The 16,331-nt window shown below is 62.8% G+C and carries 10 protein-coding genes and 2 pseudogenes; 6 read left to right on the top strand and 6 right to left on the bottom strand.

The features are described from left to right. Positions 1-103: 103 nt before the first annotated feature. Positions 104-1,193 (top strand): annotated as a pseudogene (locus tag AQUI_RS26820) (IS110 family RNA-guided transposase); the annotation flags it as partial. Between the two features lie 96 nt (positions 1,194-1,289). Here AQUI_RS26820 and AQUI_RS26815 read toward each other — a convergent pair. Together AQUI_RS26815 and AQUI_RS0101825 are read right to left on the bottom strand one after the other, a co-directional pair. Beyond that, positions 1,290-2,400 (bottom strand): annotated as a pseudogene (locus AQUI_RS26815) (IS110 family RNA-guided transposase). A gap of 477 nt (positions 2,401-2,877) precedes the next feature. After that, positions 2,878-4,380: a trimethylamine methyltransferase family protein gene (locus AQUI_RS0101825; protein ID WP_027256002.1), complete on the bottom strand. Its 1,503-nt coding sequence runs from the start codon at positions 4,378-4,380 to the stop codon at positions 2,878-2,880. Between the two features lie 151 nt (positions 4,381-4,531). On the opposite strand from AQUI_RS0101825, the gene AQUI_RS0101820 reads away from it, so the two are divergent. From AQUI_RS0101820 to AQUI_RS0101805, 4 genes are read left to right on the top strand one after another with little or no spacing between them, the layout of a single operon-like run. Then, positions 4,532-5,737, top strand: coding sequence for an aromatic ring-hydroxylating oxygenase subunit alpha (locus AQUI_RS0101820; protein WP_051371750.1), 1,206 nt, complete (start codon positions 4,532-4,534; stop codon positions 5,735-5,737). A gap of 58 nt (positions 5,738-5,795) precedes the next feature. Further along, the gene (locus AQUI_RS0101815) at positions 5,796-6,653 is read left to right on the top strand and encodes an ABC transporter permease (protein ID WP_027256000.1); all 858 of its coding nucleotides are present in this window, start codon (positions 5,796-5,798) and stop codon (positions 6,651-6,653) included. Continuing rightward, positions 6,650-7,483, top strand: a complete 834-nt coding sequence (locus AQUI_RS0101810; RefSeq protein WP_051371749.1) for an ABC transporter permease — start codon at positions 6,650-6,652, stop codon at positions 7,481-7,483. The genes AQUI_RS0101815 and AQUI_RS0101810 overlap by 4 nt, the downstream gene beginning before the upstream one ends. A 1-nt stretch (position 7,484) precedes the next feature. After that, positions 7,485-8,588 carry an ABC transporter ATP-binding protein gene (locus AQUI_RS0101805; protein ID WP_027255998.1) on the top strand — a complete coding sequence of 368 codons (1,104 nt, stop codon included), beginning with the start codon at positions 7,485-7,487 and terminating at the stop codon, positions 8,586-8,588. A gap of 99 nt (positions 8,589-8,687) precedes the next feature. On the opposite strand, the gene AQUI_RS0101800 is transcribed toward AQUI_RS0101805, so the two are convergent. Beyond that, positions 8,688-9,749, bottom strand: coding sequence for an extracellular solute-binding protein (locus AQUI_RS0101800; RefSeq protein ID WP_027255997.1), 1,062 nt, complete (start codon positions 9,747-9,749; stop codon positions 8,688-8,690). Between the two features lie 166 nt (positions 9,750-9,915). On the opposite strand from AQUI_RS0101800, the gene AQUI_RS0101795 reads away from it, so the two are divergent. Then, positions 9,916-11,955: an oxidoreductase gene (locus AQUI_RS0101795; protein WP_035919549.1), complete on the top strand. Its 2,040-nt coding sequence runs from the start codon at positions 9,916-9,918 to the stop codon at positions 11,953-11,955. 225 nt (positions 11,956-12,180) lie between these two features. Here AQUI_RS0101795 and AQUI_RS0101790 read toward each other — a convergent pair whose 3' ends face one another. Genes AQUI_RS0101790 through AQUI_RS0101780 form a run of 3 tightly spaced genes read right to left on the bottom strand, consistent with a single transcriptional unit; the run spans position 12,181 to position 16,328 of the window. Next, complete coding sequence (locus AQUI_RS0101790) at positions 12,181-13,551, bottom strand: aminotransferase (protein ID WP_035919612.1); 1,371 nt, start codon at positions 13,549-13,551, stop codon at positions 12,181-12,183. 27 nt (positions 13,552-13,578) lie between these two features. Then, positions 13,579-14,757 (bottom strand): aminomethyl transferase family protein, encoded by a 1,179-nt coding sequence (locus AQUI_RS0101785; RefSeq protein WP_035919546.1) that lies wholly within the window; start codon positions 14,755-14,757, stop codon positions 13,579-13,581. After that, a complete protein-coding gene (locus AQUI_RS0101780) occupies positions 14,757-16,328 on the bottom strand; it encodes a phytoene desaturase family protein (protein ID WP_027255994.1) in 1,572 nt (523 codons plus the stop codon). Before AQUI_RS0101780 ends, AQUI_RS0101785 begins: the two co-directional genes overlap by 1 nt. Between the last annotated feature and the right edge of the window lie 3 nt (positions 16,329-16,331).

Here is a 16,331-nt window from a genome sequence, read left to right as displayed (position 1 = left end):
GGTCACAAGTTGACTGGGCCGGTGGCCTCTCCCGCGGCATTCTCCGTTCGAGGGTTGCGCCAGATTGGCTGGCGTAGTGCCTCAAGAATGGGGGAGAGACCAAATGCAGGATATCATATTCATAGGCCTGGACGTCCACAAAGCCACGGTTTCGGTTGCGGTTGCGAGCGAAGAACGCGGCGGCGAAGTCCGCGCCTGGGGCAACATTCCCAACCGGCCCGATCATATCAGCAAGCTCGTCGAGAGGATCAGTAGAAGAGCCCGGCAGCTGCATTTCTGCTATGAAGCCGGCCCGTGCGGATATGGTCTGCACCGGCAGATCACCGGACTCGGCCATGCCTGTGACGTGGTTGCGCCATCTCTGGTGTCAATGAAGGCTGGAGACCGGGTGAAGACAGACCGTCGTGATGCTGGCCAGGCTGCACCGTGCCGGAGAACTGACCGCGGTCTGGGTGCCGGATGCGGCGCATGAAGCGATGCGGGACCTGGTCCGGGCACGTGCCGCGGCAATGAAGCTGTTGGGCAAGTCGCGGCAGCATCTTCAGGGTTTCCTGGTGCGGCATGGCCGGGTGTATCCTGGGAAGAAGGGATGGACCAAGGCCTACCGGCGCTGGCTGACCACTGTCAGGTTCGAGCACCCGGCGCAGCAGATCGTATTCCAGGACTATGTCGATGCCGTAACCGATGCAGAGGCCCGCGTCCGACGCCTGAAGGACCAGATCACGGCACAGCTGCCGGAGTGGAGCCTGGCACCGGTGGTCGAGGCCGTGCAGGCAATGAGAGGCGTGGCCTTCATCGTGGCGGTGACGGTCGTGGCCGAGGTGGGCGACTTCAGCCGCTTCGGCAATCCGCGCCAGCTGATGGCGTATTTAGGTTTGACGCCTTCAAAAGCGTCAAGCGGAGAGAAGGTCCGCCGCGGCGGGATCACCAAGGCGGGCAGCGGGCTGGTACGCCGGGTGCTGATTGAAGGCGCTTGGAGCTACCGGATGCAGCCGCGCGTGAGCCGGAAGCTCTACGACCGGCTCGAAGCGCTACCCAAGCCGGTGCGCGATATTGCGTGGAACGGGCAGCTGCGGATGTGCCGGCGCTATCGCCATCTGATGGCAGCGGGCAAACCGAAGGTCGTTGCCACAACCGCGGTCGCGCGGGAGATGGTTGGGTTCATTTGGGCCATTGCCCGCGAGGTTGCTCCAGTGTCGGCCCATAACAGGGCACAAGGGTTCCCCACCGCGTTCCGTCCCCAACCCTGCGCACCGGAAAGGGTCGAGGCGTTGTTGCTCGTGGTCTCCTCAGGCTTTGGCGGGTGAGACGGTGCGGGCGATCGCCCAAATGAACCCAACCATCTCGCGCGCGATCGCCGTGATGACCACCACTTTGGCTTTTCCGGCCGCAATCAGATGCCGATAGCGCTGGCACATCCTGAGCTGTCCTTTCCAGGCGATGTCGCGGACAGCTTGCGGCAGCGTCTCCAGCCGGGCAAGGAGCTTCGGGCTGACGCGCGCCTGCATCCGGTAACTCCAGGCGCCCTCGATCAGCGCGCGCCGGGCAAGTCCGCTGCCTGCTTTCGTGATCCCGCCTCGCCGCACGCTGCCCCCGCTGGAATGCTCCGATGGCTTCAGCCCCAGATAAGCCATCAGTTGCCGCGGATTATCGAAACGTTGGAAGTCTCCGATCTCGGCCACCACCGTCACTGCAACGATGAAGACGACACCACGCATCGCCTGAATCGCATCAACGACCGGCGCGAGGCTCCAGGTTGGCAAAAGGTCTGCGATTTGCCGCGTCAGGCGCTCGACCCGCGCTTCGGCATCCGCGACGGCATCGATGTAATCCTGAAGGACGATCTGTTGCGCTGGATGTGTGAAGCCCACTGTCGCAAGCCAGCGCCGGTATGCCCCCGTCCAGCCCTTCTTGCCGGGATAGATTCCGGCTGTGGCGCAACAGAAAGCCCTGAAGGTGCTGACGCGCCTTGCCTGCCACCCGCATCGCGGTCGCGCGGGCACGCACCAGATCGCGCATCGCCTCGTGCGCCGCATCCGGCACCCAGACCGCCGTAAGCTCTCCAGCTCGATGCAGCTTCGCCAACATCACTGCATCGCGACGGTCGGTCTTCACCCGGTCGCCCTCTTTCACCGGGATCAGCGATGGCGCCACCACGATGCAGTCATGCCCCATCTCGACAAGCTGGCGATAGAGGCCATAGCCGCAGGGGCCTGCTTCATAGCAGAAATGCAGCCGTGCCCCCTTGGCCGTCAGCTTTACGACCAGTTTGCGGACCTGATCAGGGCGGTGCGGCACCTTCCCCAGGTGGCGGACTTCTCCGCCCCGTACGCCCTCTGCAATTGCAACCGAGATTGTCGCCTTGTGGACATCCAGACCGATGAACGTGCTATCCTGCATGTGGTCTCTCCCCCATTCTTGAGGCACGGCACCCGCCAACCGGGCGCAACCCTCGAACGGAGAATGCCGCGGGAGAGGCCGCTAACCCAGTCTGTTCAGAAACCGATCATGGGGTCTAAGGATTTTCGGCTAAGCCGACGTTCGTCCTTAGCGCGGCGGATTCAACGAACGAGCCCATTATTACCGATTTCTGCGTCTTGCATGAACTAGCGCCAAGCTCGCGATATTGACGTCGACCACGGTAGGGTTGGCCCCAAAAGACATTCGCCAGGCCGGCTGACGTCGCAGCGCAGGCTTAGCATTCCTGCCGTTTGTGCGCCCGGCGGCATTTGCCAGTGCTAGCTGACCGCGGTGCTGATCCAGCCGAACTGTCGCTGCAAGCCAAAACCTCTCCGCGGAAGCGGTCGGCTTAGACTCAAAGGGCAGGAAGCCAGCTTTTATGACGTGCCCGGGAAAAAATCAAAGCTGCGTCCCGGATTAGACCGCGTGATCACTGTACTTGTTTAAAATCGCGGAAACAGCTGCCTTGGTTTCCGGCGGCAGTTCCGGCTGCTCCAGCACTGCCAGCATCTCCTTGAGGTCATTGTCAATGCGCTTCAGCAGGTCCTGATCCGCAAGCCCGGCGTTGCTCAGCGGGATGTTCGGGCCGAAGTAGCGGGAATTCCAGACCTGGGTCCGGCAGTTGTCGACCGTGTGCTGATGGGCGAGGAAATTACCGTTGGGGCCAACCTCGCGGATCAGGTCGATGGCCATCTGATCGGCCGAGATTTCCAGGCCCTGCCACATCTTGCGCAGCAACCCCGCAAGGTCGTTGCACAACAGCAGGGCGTGCAGCGAATAAGTGAGCCCCTGATCGAGCGAACCCATGTAATCGATCGTGGCCGGGCGGTTGTAGAACATCTGGGTCATGTTCGATGAGATTTCCCAGACTGCATCCTGGTTGAAACGGCGGGCAACGGAACAGCCGCCGATCCCTGTCAGCGACGGAAACCCCAGCGAGCGGCGCGCCTGGCACATCGCCATGTCGCCGACTGATGTCTGGGAGAAACTGCCGATGGCGCCGGTGACCGGCTCCATGAAATTCACGTCAGAGCTGCCCACGCAGAAACTGCCCTCGGCAGCCAGCTGTCCAAGGACGACTGCAGCAAAGTCCGTCATCAGCGCGTGGGTGATGCAGCCGGCCAGGGTGATGGGCGACGACGCACCGCCAATCGGCAGGGTGCCGACACTCACAGGGATGCCCACCCTGGCGGCGGTAATGATCTGGTCCGAATGGATCCGCGCAAGGTTTACCGGCAGCGGTGTGATCAGATGCAGGAAATAAGGCTTCTGCCGGAGCGCCTGGTGCGTTCCGCGCAGCGCGGCCGCCATCTCGATCACCGCATCCAGCGAGGAAGGGTGTTCGCAAAGGTATTCCAGCGGCTTGGTGGTGTTTTCCATAAGGCAGGCGAATTCGTCGATCTCGCCGAACTGGTTCGACTCTTCGACGTTCTTCACTGCAATGCAAACGCCGTCGACATGCGGCAGCTTGTCGGCAACCCGGGTGATCAGGGCCAGGTCCTCGCGGGTCGAGGGGCGCGGCTCGCCGGTTTCCTCGTCATAGACCGCGATGCAGGTCATGCCGGGCATGAACCAGGTGTGATCGCAGTCAATTGAAATGGGGTTTTCGCCGTTGCGGTCCCATAGCGTGGCGGAGCGGGCGGCGGTTTCCAGCGCCCTGCGGGTGACGGTTTCCGGGATCGTTACGATGCCCTCATCCGACAGCGTGCAGCCGGCACCGCGCAGCAGGGTGTCCGCTTCGCCGCCAGGTTCGAATACCACGCCGGAGGTAGCCAGCAACTCAATCGCCGTGTCCACGACCCGGTCCACCTGCGCCTGCGTAAGCGGCGCGTAGGCAGGCGTGGCCAGCGAGTGCGGGCCCTTGCTGACAGGTGCTGCAACGGAGGCGGCGGGTCTTCTGCGGCTTCTCGCGCGGCGCATTGCTTCTCCCCTCGACGTTTGAGTGACCGCTCAAATTTGAGGCCGGATTCCTGCTTTGTCCAGCCACGAATGCAAATCCCGGCAAAAATTTTTTGTTTGAGCGCTTAAATAAAAAATGCTACGGATTCCGGTCAGAGGGAAGGAGACCCACATGAAGGACGACGTGCTGTTTAAATCTGATCCGAGAGCCGGCCGTACTGGATTGCCTGCGTGGAGCTATACCAATCCGGAACTTCTGGAAGAAGAAAAGGAGCTATTATTCCGCCGTCATTGGCAGCTTGTCTGCCACGTCAATGATGTGCCGGAGCCCGGCGATTTCATGGCCGCGGATTTCACTGGCGAGCGGGCCTTGGTGGTCCGTGGGGCGGATGGCGAAGTGCGCGCCTTTCACAACCTTTGTCGCCATCGCGGCAGCCGTGTCGTGGCTGAGGACAAGGGCCATTGCAAGAACGCTATCATCTGCCCGTTCCACGGCTGGGCCTTCAATCTGGATGGCACCCTGCGCGGGGCAGCACGGCCCGAGACCCTGCCGGATCTGGATCCGGTGGAATGGGGCCTGAAACCGGTTGAGATGGACATCTGGCACGGTTTTGTCTTTGTCCGTTTCAAGCCGGGACCGCAGCCCGCCGTTTCCGAGGTGATGGCGCAGTTCGAAGAAGAGCTGGCGCCTTACGGCCTGGCAGAGCTGCTGCCGGACGGGAGCGGAATCAGCTCCACGGAAATTGCCGCCAACTGGAAATGCGTCCGCGATGTGGACAACGAAGGCTACCATGTGCCGTTGGCGCATCCCGGCCTGCATGATCTGTTCGGCAGCAACTATGCAGACCAGCCGTTCAGCAATGGCGCTGCGCGGTCGTTCGGCGCTTTCCGCCCCGGTTCCGGGCGGATGTGGAGTGTGAAGAATTACAAGAAGCTGCTGCCCCGCACCGAGGCACTCGACGACGAACATCAAGCCGCCTGGCTCTATTTGGGGCTTTTCCCCAACCTGGTGTTCGGCATCTACCCGGACTCGGTGATCTTCTACCACGAGTTTCCGGTGGAAAACGGCCGCACCATCCAGCGTGCCGCCTGTTACAAACGGCCCTCCGAGGACCGGCAGCTGCGCGCTGCGCGCTACCTCAGCGGGCGGATCGACCGGATCACTTCAAAAGAGGACGAGCAGCTGATCGAATGGTGCTGGGAGGCGGCCTTCTCCAGCGGCTATGATGGCGTGATCCTGTCGGATTTGGAGCACGGCGTGCGCAGCTACCACGATGAGCTGCGCAAGCTGTTTCCGGTTCTGGAGCATGACGAACCGGAATCTGGGCAGCTGCAAGCCCGCAACGCCGCACTGCTCGCGCAGCAGGGCAGCACATGAGTGCGGGCGCCGCCTCAGCACCGGCGGCGCCTTGAAAACCGGCCAGGAGGAGCCAGGAATGTTAACCGGAGAGAGGCGCCAGGGCCTCGCATTGATCAGCCCGACATTGCTCTATTCGCTGCTGATGCTGGCCGCACCGCTGGTGATGGTGCTGACGTTCAGCTTCTGGACCCAGAACTATCTGGATCTCGACACCACACTCACGCTGGACAACTACCGCGAGGCCTGGACCAAGCCAATCTACCGTGCGCTGCTGCTCCGCTCGCTGAATATCTCGCTGATCGTCACGGCGGTGACCGTGGGTCTGGCGTTTCCGATCGCCTATTACCTGTCCTTTCACGTCAAGCAGCGCAAAGCGCTGTGGCTGTTCCTGATCACCGTGCCCTTTTGGACCAGCTATCTGCTGCGGGTGTTCCTGTGGAAAGTCATCCTGGGCTACAACGGTGTGCTGAACACAGCATTCACGGGATTGGGCATCATCGACGAGCCACTGACCTTCCTGCTCTACAATGCCAACGCCGTGGTGCTGACTCTGGCGCACGCCTGGGCGCCCTTTGCGATCCTGCCGATTTTCGTGGCGCTTGAGAAAATCGACCGCTCGCTGCTGGAGGCGGCGGAAGACCTGGGCGACGGGCCGGTGCGGCGGTTCTTCCGGATCACCCTGCCCTTGGCAATGCCCGGTGTGGTCGCCTCCACCCTGATCGTGCTGATCCCGACCATCGGCGATTTCATCACCCCGAAACTGGTTGGCGGCACCGACGGGCTGATGATCGCCAACATGATCCAGATTCAATTCGGCAAGGCAAACAACGCGCCGCTGGGGGCTGCGCTGGCAATCACATCAATGCTGATCGTAGCCAGCATCAGCGCAGTGATTTTCCTTCTTGGCAAACGGTTTGGAGGCAAAGTGCAATGAAATCCGCCTTAAAAGGTCTTTCGGCCAAATGGCTGGCACTCTACGCCGTTGCCTACATGGTGTTTCTCTACGCGCCAGTGATCCTGCTGCCGATGTTTGCCTTCAACGATGCCACGATCATTTCCTTTCCGCTGACCGGCTTCACCACCCAATGGTTCGACGTGCTGTGGCAGACCGAATCCCTGCATGGCGCGGTGCGGAATTCGCTGGTCGTTGGACTGTCGTCGGCGGTGCTGAGCACCATTCTCGGCGCCTGCGCGGCGCGGGCTGCGGCGCGCTACCGGTTTCCCGCCAAACGCGGCATCATGAGCTTCATCATGCTGCCGCTGGTGCTGCCGGAAATCATCGTGGCGGTAGCCTTGCTGGTGCTGCTGATGCAGCTGGGTATGCCGCTGTCGCTGGCGACCGTGGTTCTGGGCCACGTGTTGATCTGCACGCCGTTCTCCATCGTCATCCTGAACTCCGCCTTTCAGGGGCTGGATCAAAGCCTGGAGGAGGCCTCCTATGACCTGGGCGAAAGCCGCTGGGGCACCTTCCGCCGCGTGGTTCTGCCCCTGGTCATGCCGGGCGTGGTGTCCAGCCTGCTGATCACCTTCACCATCTCGCTGGATGAGTTCATCATCGCCTTCTTCCTGACCGGCACGGAGGTCACCCTGCCGGTCTACATCTGGAGCCAGCTGCGCTTCCCCGGAAAGCTGCCGTCGGTGATGGCGCTGGGGACCATCCTGCTGGCCCTGTCCGTCCTGCTCTTGATCCTGGCCGAGTGGTTCCGCCGCCGCGCCGCGCGGAAACAGGGTATCGAAGCTTCAGCCACCGGAGGATTTGCCTGACATGGCCAGCCTATCTACCAAGCCCATCATTGACCTTGCGGGCGTCACCAAGACCTTCGGAAGCTTCCAGGCTTTGAAAGGCATCAATGCAACCATCCACGAGAGCGAGTTCTTCTCGCTGCTGGGGCCTTCGGGCTGCGGCAAGACAACCCTGCTGCGGATGATCGCCGGGTTCGAGACGCCGACGGACGGCACCATCGTGATCGCGGGTGAGGACATGGCAGGCGTCCCCGCCAACCGGCGCCCCACCAATATGGTGTTTCAGTCCTATGCGATCTTCCCGCACCTCTGCGTGGCCGAGAACGTGGGCTACGGCCTGAAGACCCGCAAAACGCCCAAGGCCGAGATCGCCCGCGAAGTGGAACAGGCGCTGCAGATGGTGGATCTAGGCGGGCTGGGGTCCCGTGCTGCGCATGAGCTGTCGGGCGGTCAGCGCCAGCGGGTGGCGCTGGCGCGGGCGCTGGTGATGAAGCCCAAGGTGGTGCTGCTGGATGAGCCGCTGTCGGCGCTCGACAAGCAGCTGCGCGACCAGATGCAGGTGGAGCTGCGCCAGCTGCAGCAGCGGCTCGGCATCACCTTCATCCTGGTGACCCACGACCAGGAGGAGGCGCTGACCATGTCGGACCGCATCGCGGTGATGTTCGACGGCCGCATCGCCCAGCTGGCCTCGCCGGAGGAGCTATACCGGCGTCCTGTAGACCGGCGGGTGGCATCCTTCATCGGGGTGATGAACTTCCTCGACGCCCGCGCCACCGGCCGGATGAACGGCCATCTGGCGCTCGACATTCCGGCGCTTGGCAGCATCGAGCTGTCGTCGGCGCAGGTCCCCGAAGGGCTGGACTTGCGGAACCTGGAGACCATCGGCATCCGCCCGGAGATGCTGACCATCCTGTTCGAAGGCAGCGAGCAGACCGAACACGTTGCCAGGGGCGAGGTAACGGGCACCGCCTACTATGGCGACATGACCTACTACAGCGTGCGCCTGCCGGGCCACGCCGAGGATGTGACCATCTCGATGCGCAACACCGCAGGCCGGTCCATCGTGCCGCCCGGCAGCGAGGTGCCGGTGGGGTGGGGCGCGGACTCCATCGTGCTGTTCCAATAGAGAGGGCCGGACGACACCCCTCGTAAAGCACTTCGGCAAACAAGAAAACGCCCCGCCAAACCGGCGGGGCGTTTCATTATCGGTGGTTCTGGGCTTGTGTCAGAACCCGGCCTTGATCAGTTCAAACTCAGCGATCATCTTCTCGCGCAACGCCGAAGGAACGGGTGCCTGCCACAGGGTCTTGGCGCGCAGGCTTTCGCTGCTTTCAAGCCCCATTGCCGCCAAGTCCCCGGCGTTCATGTTCGCCATCGCCTTGGCATTGCCGTGGCCATAGCCCCAGCTGCTGACGAGATAATTGGCGGTTTTCGGTTCCAGCCAGGCGTTGATGAAGTCATAGAACTTGTCTTCGGAGCCGGGCGCATTGGCGAGTTTCGCATAGCCGCAAACCCAGCTGGATGCGCCCTCTTCGGTGTCGCGCCTGATTGCGATCGGGTGGCCTTCGTAGCTCATCGTTGAGTAGGTCTCGTTCCAGGCCCAGGCCATATAAACTTCGCCGCTTTGCATCAACTGCGCCAGCGAGGCGCCGTCGGACCAGTAGGTGCGCACATTCTGATGCACCTTGCGCAGGAAGCCGGAGGCCGCCTGGAATTGCGCGTCCGTTGCGTTGGTCCAGTCTGTGACACCAGTTGCCAGGAACCCCAGGGCGTAAGCGTCATCCACATTGTCGCCGATGGATATCCGTCCCTGGTGCTTGGGATCCGCAAACGCCTGCAGGCTGGCCACATCCGCTTCGCTCAGGTGTTCCGTGTGATAGGTGACCGCGGTGTTGCCCCAGTCGGCCGGGATGAAGTAGCTCTTACCATCCTTGGTGTAGGCCTCGATGTCGCGGAAACTCGGCTCCAGCTCATCCCAACGCTCGATCCGGGCGGTGTTGAGCGGTGCCAGCAGCCCTGCCTCGATCCATTTCGGGACCGATTGCGAGCAGGGGTGCACAACATCCGCGCGGAACCCCGAACGCAGTTTCTGGAAGGCTTCTTCCTCATCCCCGAAAAAGGCAAAGGTCGGACCGTCCCCGTGCTCTGCGATATAGGCAGAGAAGAACTCAGGATCCTCATAGCCGGCCCAGTCGAATACGGTCAGGTCCGCATCGGCGGCCAGGATCGCGCCTGCCTGAAGGGACAGGACCATGCCAAGCGCCGTGGCTGTTTTCAAAATTTTCATGAAAGTCTCCCTGTTGCCGCGGCCCTATTCCCCCGCGCTTTACCCTCTCAGGCACAGGTCCGGCCGTGATAGGAAAAGGTTAGGAGGGAAATCGGCTTGACACAAGAATTATTTGAGCGCTCAAATAAATTAGAGATGAAACCCGCCTCCTGAAAGGTCCTTGCCGATGCGCGATCCCCGTCATGACATCCTGTGCCAGCCGCTGAAAATCGGCCCGGTGGAGACAAAAAACCGGTTCTACCAGGTGCCGCACTGCGCGGGCATGGGTTGGCGGCGGCCGCGGACCGTGGCGGCGATGCGCGGGATGAAGGCAGAAGGCGGCTGGGGTGTTGTGAACACCGAGTTCTGCTCAATCCACCCGACCTCGGACAACGACTATTACCCCTATGCCGCGCTGTGGGATCAGGATGACATCCGCGCCAACCGGCTGATGACGGACGCCGTGCATGAGCATGGCGCGCTGGCCGGTGTGGAGCTGTGGATCGGCGGCGGCATGGTGACCAATTTCGGCACCCGGCTGGCGCCCTTGGGCCTGCGCAACCGGCCGCAGACGGATGCCACCGTGCTGCATCCTGGCCAAGCGCGAAAGATCGACCGCGAGGACATCCGCAACATCCGCAAATGGCACCGCGATGCGGCGCTGCGGGCTGTCGAGGCCGGGTTCGACGTTGTTTACGTCTACGCCACCCACGGCTACCTGCTGTCGGAATTCCTTGACCCGGTAAACAACACCCGCAGCGATGAATACGGCGGCTCCTTGGAGAACCGGGTGCGGCTGGTGCGCGAGCTGATCAAGGAAACCAAAGAGGCGGTCGGCCACAAATGCGCCGTCGCCACCCGCTTCAGCGTCGGACTGGGGGATGCGGAAAGCTATGACGCCTTTGCGATGCTGGCGGATCTGCCGGACCTTTGGGATCTGGTGGTGCCCGACTACGGCGTCGAGATGGGAGCGAGCCGGTTTGTGAAAGAAGCTTCATTCACCGACAGCATTGCGCAGGCGAAATCGCTGACCTCGAAACCGGTGGTGGCAGTGGGCCGCTACACCTCGCCCGACACAATGGCGCAGGTGATCCGCCAGGGCGGGCAGGACCTTATCGGCGCGGCGCGGCCGTCTATTGCCGATCCGTTTCTGCCCAAGAAGATCGAAGAGGGGCGCAGCGAGGACATCCGCGAATGCATCGGCTGCAACATCTGTTACGCCCACGACTCTCTGGGGGTGCCACTGCGCTGCACCCAGAACCCGACCATGGGCGAGGAATGGCGCCAGGGCTGGCATCCGGAGAAAACTGGCCGCAGCACAGCCCCTGAGAAGGTGCTGGTGGTAGGCGCCGGCCCCGCCGGGCTGGAAGCGGCCCGGGTGCTGGGCGAGCGCGGCCATTCGGTGATGCTGGCAGAAGCCAGCCGGACCCTGGGCGGGCGTGTCACCCGCGAATCCCGCCTGCCGGGGATGAGCGAATGGGCCCGCGTGCGCGACTGGCGCGTCGGGCAGATCGAAAAGCTGCCCAATGTGGAGGTCTATCCGGAAAGCCCGCTGGAGGCGTCTGATGTGCTGGACTTGGACGTCTCCCATGTGATTGCAGCCACCGGGGCGGTCTGGGCAACGGACACCGTCGGACGACATTCCGACACCGGGCTGGAGGAGGAAGTGCCCGGCATGATCGTTTCGGCAGAAACCGTGCTGAACGGCGCAGCGCTTAACGCGGATCACGTGGTGATCTATGATGACGACCACTACTACCTCGGCTCGGTGCTGGCGCTGCAATTGCGCAAGGAGGGGCACCGGGTCACCCTGGTGACACCCGCAGGCCGCCCCTGCGATTGGGGACAGTGGACCACGGAGGTCTACCAGTCGAACGCCGCCTTGATCGAGTCAGGCGTCGCGGTGGTGCCCAATCGGATGCTGGTGGCCGCACAGAAGGGGGAAGCAGTACTTTCCTGCATATTCTCGGGCGCCCGCAGCATCTTTGTCTGCGACGCCATCATCCCCCTCACTCGCCGCCTGCCGGTTCTGAGGCTATACGACGGGCTGAAGGCGATGGGAGACGGGCTGCAGGAGGCCGGCATCAAATCGGTGGCCCGGATCGGCGATGCCGAAGCTCCGCATCTCATCGCCGCCGCCGTGCAAAGCGGCTACCGCGCGGCGATGGACCTAGGCCAGAATATTGATATTGCCGAGAAATACGGGCGGCGCGAGCATACCGTGTAAGGGGGAAGCCCTCTAAAAATACCGGTTTCGCGGCAGTGTCCGCGGCACCGCACGTTCTCCAAAACTGACTGTGAGAGGATCGGCGCACCGCTTGTTCAGTGGTGTGCATGGCGGCCGCATGCCCGGCGGCATGATAGTGCAGGAGCAAAAAGGGCGGGCACCGGAAACCCTTGGCGCGCGCCAGTTCGGGAAGGGTGACGGGAGCCTGTGCCACCTCCTCCAGCCTCACGCTGCCAGCTGCGCCTCGACCTGCTGGATGGCACGCTCCAGGATGTCGAACATCTCGTCGATCTGGTCCAGGGTGATGATCAGCGGCGGCGAGAACACAGCCATGTTGATCAGCGGGCGCACGATCAGGCCCATCTCCTCGCAGGCATCATCAATCATCGAACCGATCCTGCGCTCGGCCCCCAGATCCTCTGCCTGGCATTCGATGCAGCCCAGCAGCCCCTCGCCGCGGGCGTCGCCGACGATATCAAATTTCATCAGGTCGCGCAGGCGGGCCTGGAAATGCGGGGTGACGGCGCGGACGTGCTCCAGAATACCCTCGCGCTCGATGATCTCGATGTTCTTCAACGCCGCGACGCAGGACACCGGATGGCCCGAATAGGTGTAACCGTTGGTGTAGGAGGAGGGCGTCCCCAGATGGCTCATCTGCTGCATCACCCGGTCGGAGATGATGCAGGCGCCCAGCGGCAGATAGCCGGAGGTCAGCCCCTTGGCGCAGGTGATCATGTCGGGCTGGATGCCAAAAACCTCCTCGGACGCGAACCAGTGGCCGAGGCGGCCGAAGCCGGTCACCACCTCGTCGGAGATGTAGAGGATGTCATGCTCGCGGCACAGCTCCCAAGTCCGCTTGTGGTAGCCGGGCGCGGGCACGATGACGCCGCCGGAGGACAGGATCGGTTCGGCGATGAAGGCGCCGATCTTGTCCGCGCCGATCTCTGCAATTGCGTGTTCCAGATCCGCGACCTTGGCGTCGCACCAGTCCGAGACGCTCATGCCTTCGGGGCGGCGGTAGGGGTTCACGTCGGGCAAGAAATGCACCAGCCGGGTCTCGAAGTCGAATTGGCTCTGGTCGCGCTCCTTGCCGGTCACCGAATGGGCCAGATAGGTGGAGCCGTGATAGCCCTTCTCGCGGGCGATGATCTTTTTCTTCTGCGGCTGGCCGCGGCGGTTGTTCATGTACTGCATGGTGCGCAGTGCGGTATCCACAGCGGTGGAGCCGCCAGTGGTGAAGAAGACGTTGTTGAGATCCCCTGGGGCAATGTCCGCGATCTTCTTCGCCAGCACAGCCGACGGCTCGGTGGTGTTGGTGAAGGGCGAGGTATAGGGCAGCTTCATCACCTGTGCGGCGATGGCATCGGCCATCTCCTGGCGGCCATAGCCGATCTGGGTGCACCACATGCCGCCCGGCCCGTCGATATAGCGCTTGCCGGAAGCATCCCACAGATGGATGCCATCGGCGGTCTCCATCAGCATGTTGTCGTAACCGCGCCAGTCGTCCATTGCCATCCAAGGATGCAGCTGATGAGTCCGATCCCACTCATGCAGGGTGTCCGGGCTTGGTTCGTTTGCGAATGTGTTCGGTTTCATCTTGGTCATTGGGATACCTGTTACGGATTAGAACGGGCGCGGCGGGGTCGCCCGCGCGCGGCTATTGATGAAGAAGGGCTTTTCTTCGATGGCGACCGGCACAAGCCGCCTGTCCCATTGGCCTTCCTCATTAACGTAGACTTCGGCCCAGAGGTCATCGGTGATGCTCTCGCCGTACGGCGCCTTGAACTCGGCCAGCGCAATGTTGCGCTTGGTGGTGGGCGACCAGACGCCGGAGGTCACATGCCCCACCTCTTTCTTTTTCTTGTGGTAGATCAGCGCGCCATCCGCGGGTTTGAAGCCGCCGATGTCAATCTTGCGCAGGTGGTAACGCAGACCGGCTTCCTGCTGTTTCAGCAAAGCGCGGCGGCCATTGAAGTGACCCTTGGTGAAATCCACCATCTTGCCAAAACCCAGCTCCAGCGGGCTCCGGCCGCGGCCAAGACGCATGGCGGTATGCACTGGCTGGAAGTCAAAGCCGGCGGCGATGAACCCGGCCTCGATCCGGCAGATGTTGAGCGCCTCAAATCCAATCGCTTTCAGGCCCCAATGGCCGCCTGCGGCCCACAAACGGTCCCAGAGCTCCAGCGCCTTGCCGTTCGGAACCCACAGCTCATAGCCAAGATCGCCAGTGAACCCGGTGCGCGAAACCCAGAGATCCGGCTCTATTTCGCGCCAGTCAAAGGGTTTCATCTCCGCCACAACCTGCAGGCCCGCGTCCTGCAACAACGAGAACGACGTGGGGCCTTGCAGCGACAGCGCCGCGATGTCCTGGCTTTCGTCTGTGATCTCCGCGTTAAAGCCCCAGGCAGTGTCCAGCAGCCAAGTGTACATCGGCTCCTGGCAGCACAGGCGGAAATCAGTCTCCGAGAAGCGGAACAGAGTGCCGTCGTCGATCACCATGCCCTCTTCGTCGCACCACAGGACATAGCCAACCCGCCCGTCGCGCAGCTTGGCCGCGTCGCGGGTCACCAGCCGGTTCACCACCTTCAAGGCATCCGGCCCGGTGATGCGGTACTTGTGCATCGGCGAGATGTCGAAAAGGGTGCACTGGTTGCGGATCGCGAAATACTCGAACTCCACCGTGTCCAGCATCGCGGGTGATACATAGCCCGCCCAATTGGTCCAGCTCTTGGCGGTGCTAAGCGCCTCCAGCCGTGGCTGGAACGGGGTTTCGATCAGCCCGATGGGTACATGTTTGGTCATCAGATCACCCCGTCTTTTAGAAGCTGCAAAGCGCTGTTGCGGCCGGCCAGCCCGGTCACGTCGCCGCCCGGATGGGCACCTGCGCCGCAGAGGTAGTAGCCCTCCGGCCCGAACCGGTAGTGCGCCATGCCGTTGGCGGGCCGCACCGTCAGGATCTGATCGATGCCCATCTCCGCATGGTGCCAATGCCCCCCCGGCGCGCCCGTGCGTGCCTCGATACAGGCGGGGCTGAGCACTTGGCAGTCCGAGACCAGCGCGCCGATGCCGGGGGCGTATTTTTCCAGCGTGGCAATTGTGACGGCTGCCAGACTTTCCCGTGCGGCCTCATCCCAGCCGCCCTCCAACGCGTAGGGAACGGAGCTGACAACAGCGGAAAGCACATGCTGCGCGTCTTTGGCCAGCCCTGGCTCGGACAGGCTGGGAATAACCGCCTCAATCACCGGATTTTCAGGCATTTCCCCGTACTTCGCGGGGTTGAAGGCACGCTCTACATAAGTGGCGCTGGAGGCGATCAGCAGCCGCCCTGCGGTGAGTTCCGGGCTGAGGCCCTTGAACTTCGGCGCGCTGTTCAGGACCAGGTTCACCTTGGCCGCGGTGCCCTTGCAGCGCTGGTTGCGCATCCGCCGCACCGCTTCCACGTCGTAATGCTCCGCCCCCGCCAGTATCATCGCGGGCATCGGTCCGGTGTTGCTCAGAACTGCCCGGGCGGAGATTTCGGTGCCGTCCTCCAGCACCACACCTGCCGCGCGGTCGTTTTCGGTCAGCACCCGGGCCACGCCAGTACCGGTGCGGATTTCCGCCCCGGCGGCGCGGGCCGCGGTCTCGAATGCTGCTGCAACCGCACCCATGCCGCCCAACGGCAGCTGCGCGCCGCCGCCTTGGCCCAGACGGTACATCAGAGAGAACACTGTCCCCGGCGAGCGCGGCCCGGCGAAGGCGCCGCGCACCGCATCCGCTGCCAGTGCGCCCGCCAGCGGACCGTCCTCGAGGTCGTCGAGGATCAGGTCATAGGCGTTGGACAATAGCACGCGGAGGAATTCGCGCATGTCCTTCTTGCCCATCCGTTTCAGATCCAGCCCCAGCTTTGCAAGCCCGGCAAGTTCCGTGAGCTTGTCCAGGCTGGCCAGGCCGTCCTCAAGCGAGGGTGGGGATTTGGTTGAAAGCTGCCCCAGCAGCCCGGCAAACAGCGTCAGGCGGCGCATCAGTTCGCCAAAGGGCGCGGTTTCGGGGTGCGGGCGGCCATCAGCCAGTTCTGCCTTGCCGTTGCGGATCACAGCGTGGTTGCCGTCCTCCGACAGCGAAACCGCGGGCAGATCGCGCACCTCCAGCGGTGCGCGGACGGAGCCAAGGCCCAGTTCCTTCTTCACCTTGGGGTGCAGGTTATACAGCAGATGCGCGATCTCCGGCGCCTGTATCCCATTTGCAAACGTGGTGTTGCGGGCCATGCCTCCGGCGGTTGCGTTCTTCTCGATCACGCAGACGGATTTACCCTTGCGGGCCAGTGTCGCAGCAGCGGTAAGCCCGTTGTGGCCGGCGCCGATGACAATTGCGTCGTAGTTTGGTGTGGTCATCTT

The organism is Leisingera aquimarina DSM 24565 (genome assembly GCF_000473165.1).
GTDB classification, from domain to species: Bacteria; Pseudomonadota; Alphaproteobacteria; order Rhodobacterales; family Rhodobacteraceae; genus Leisingera; species Leisingera aquimarina.
Note: the sequence above shows the minus strand (reverse complement) of the source record. Positions and strands in the feature narration are given on the sequence as shown.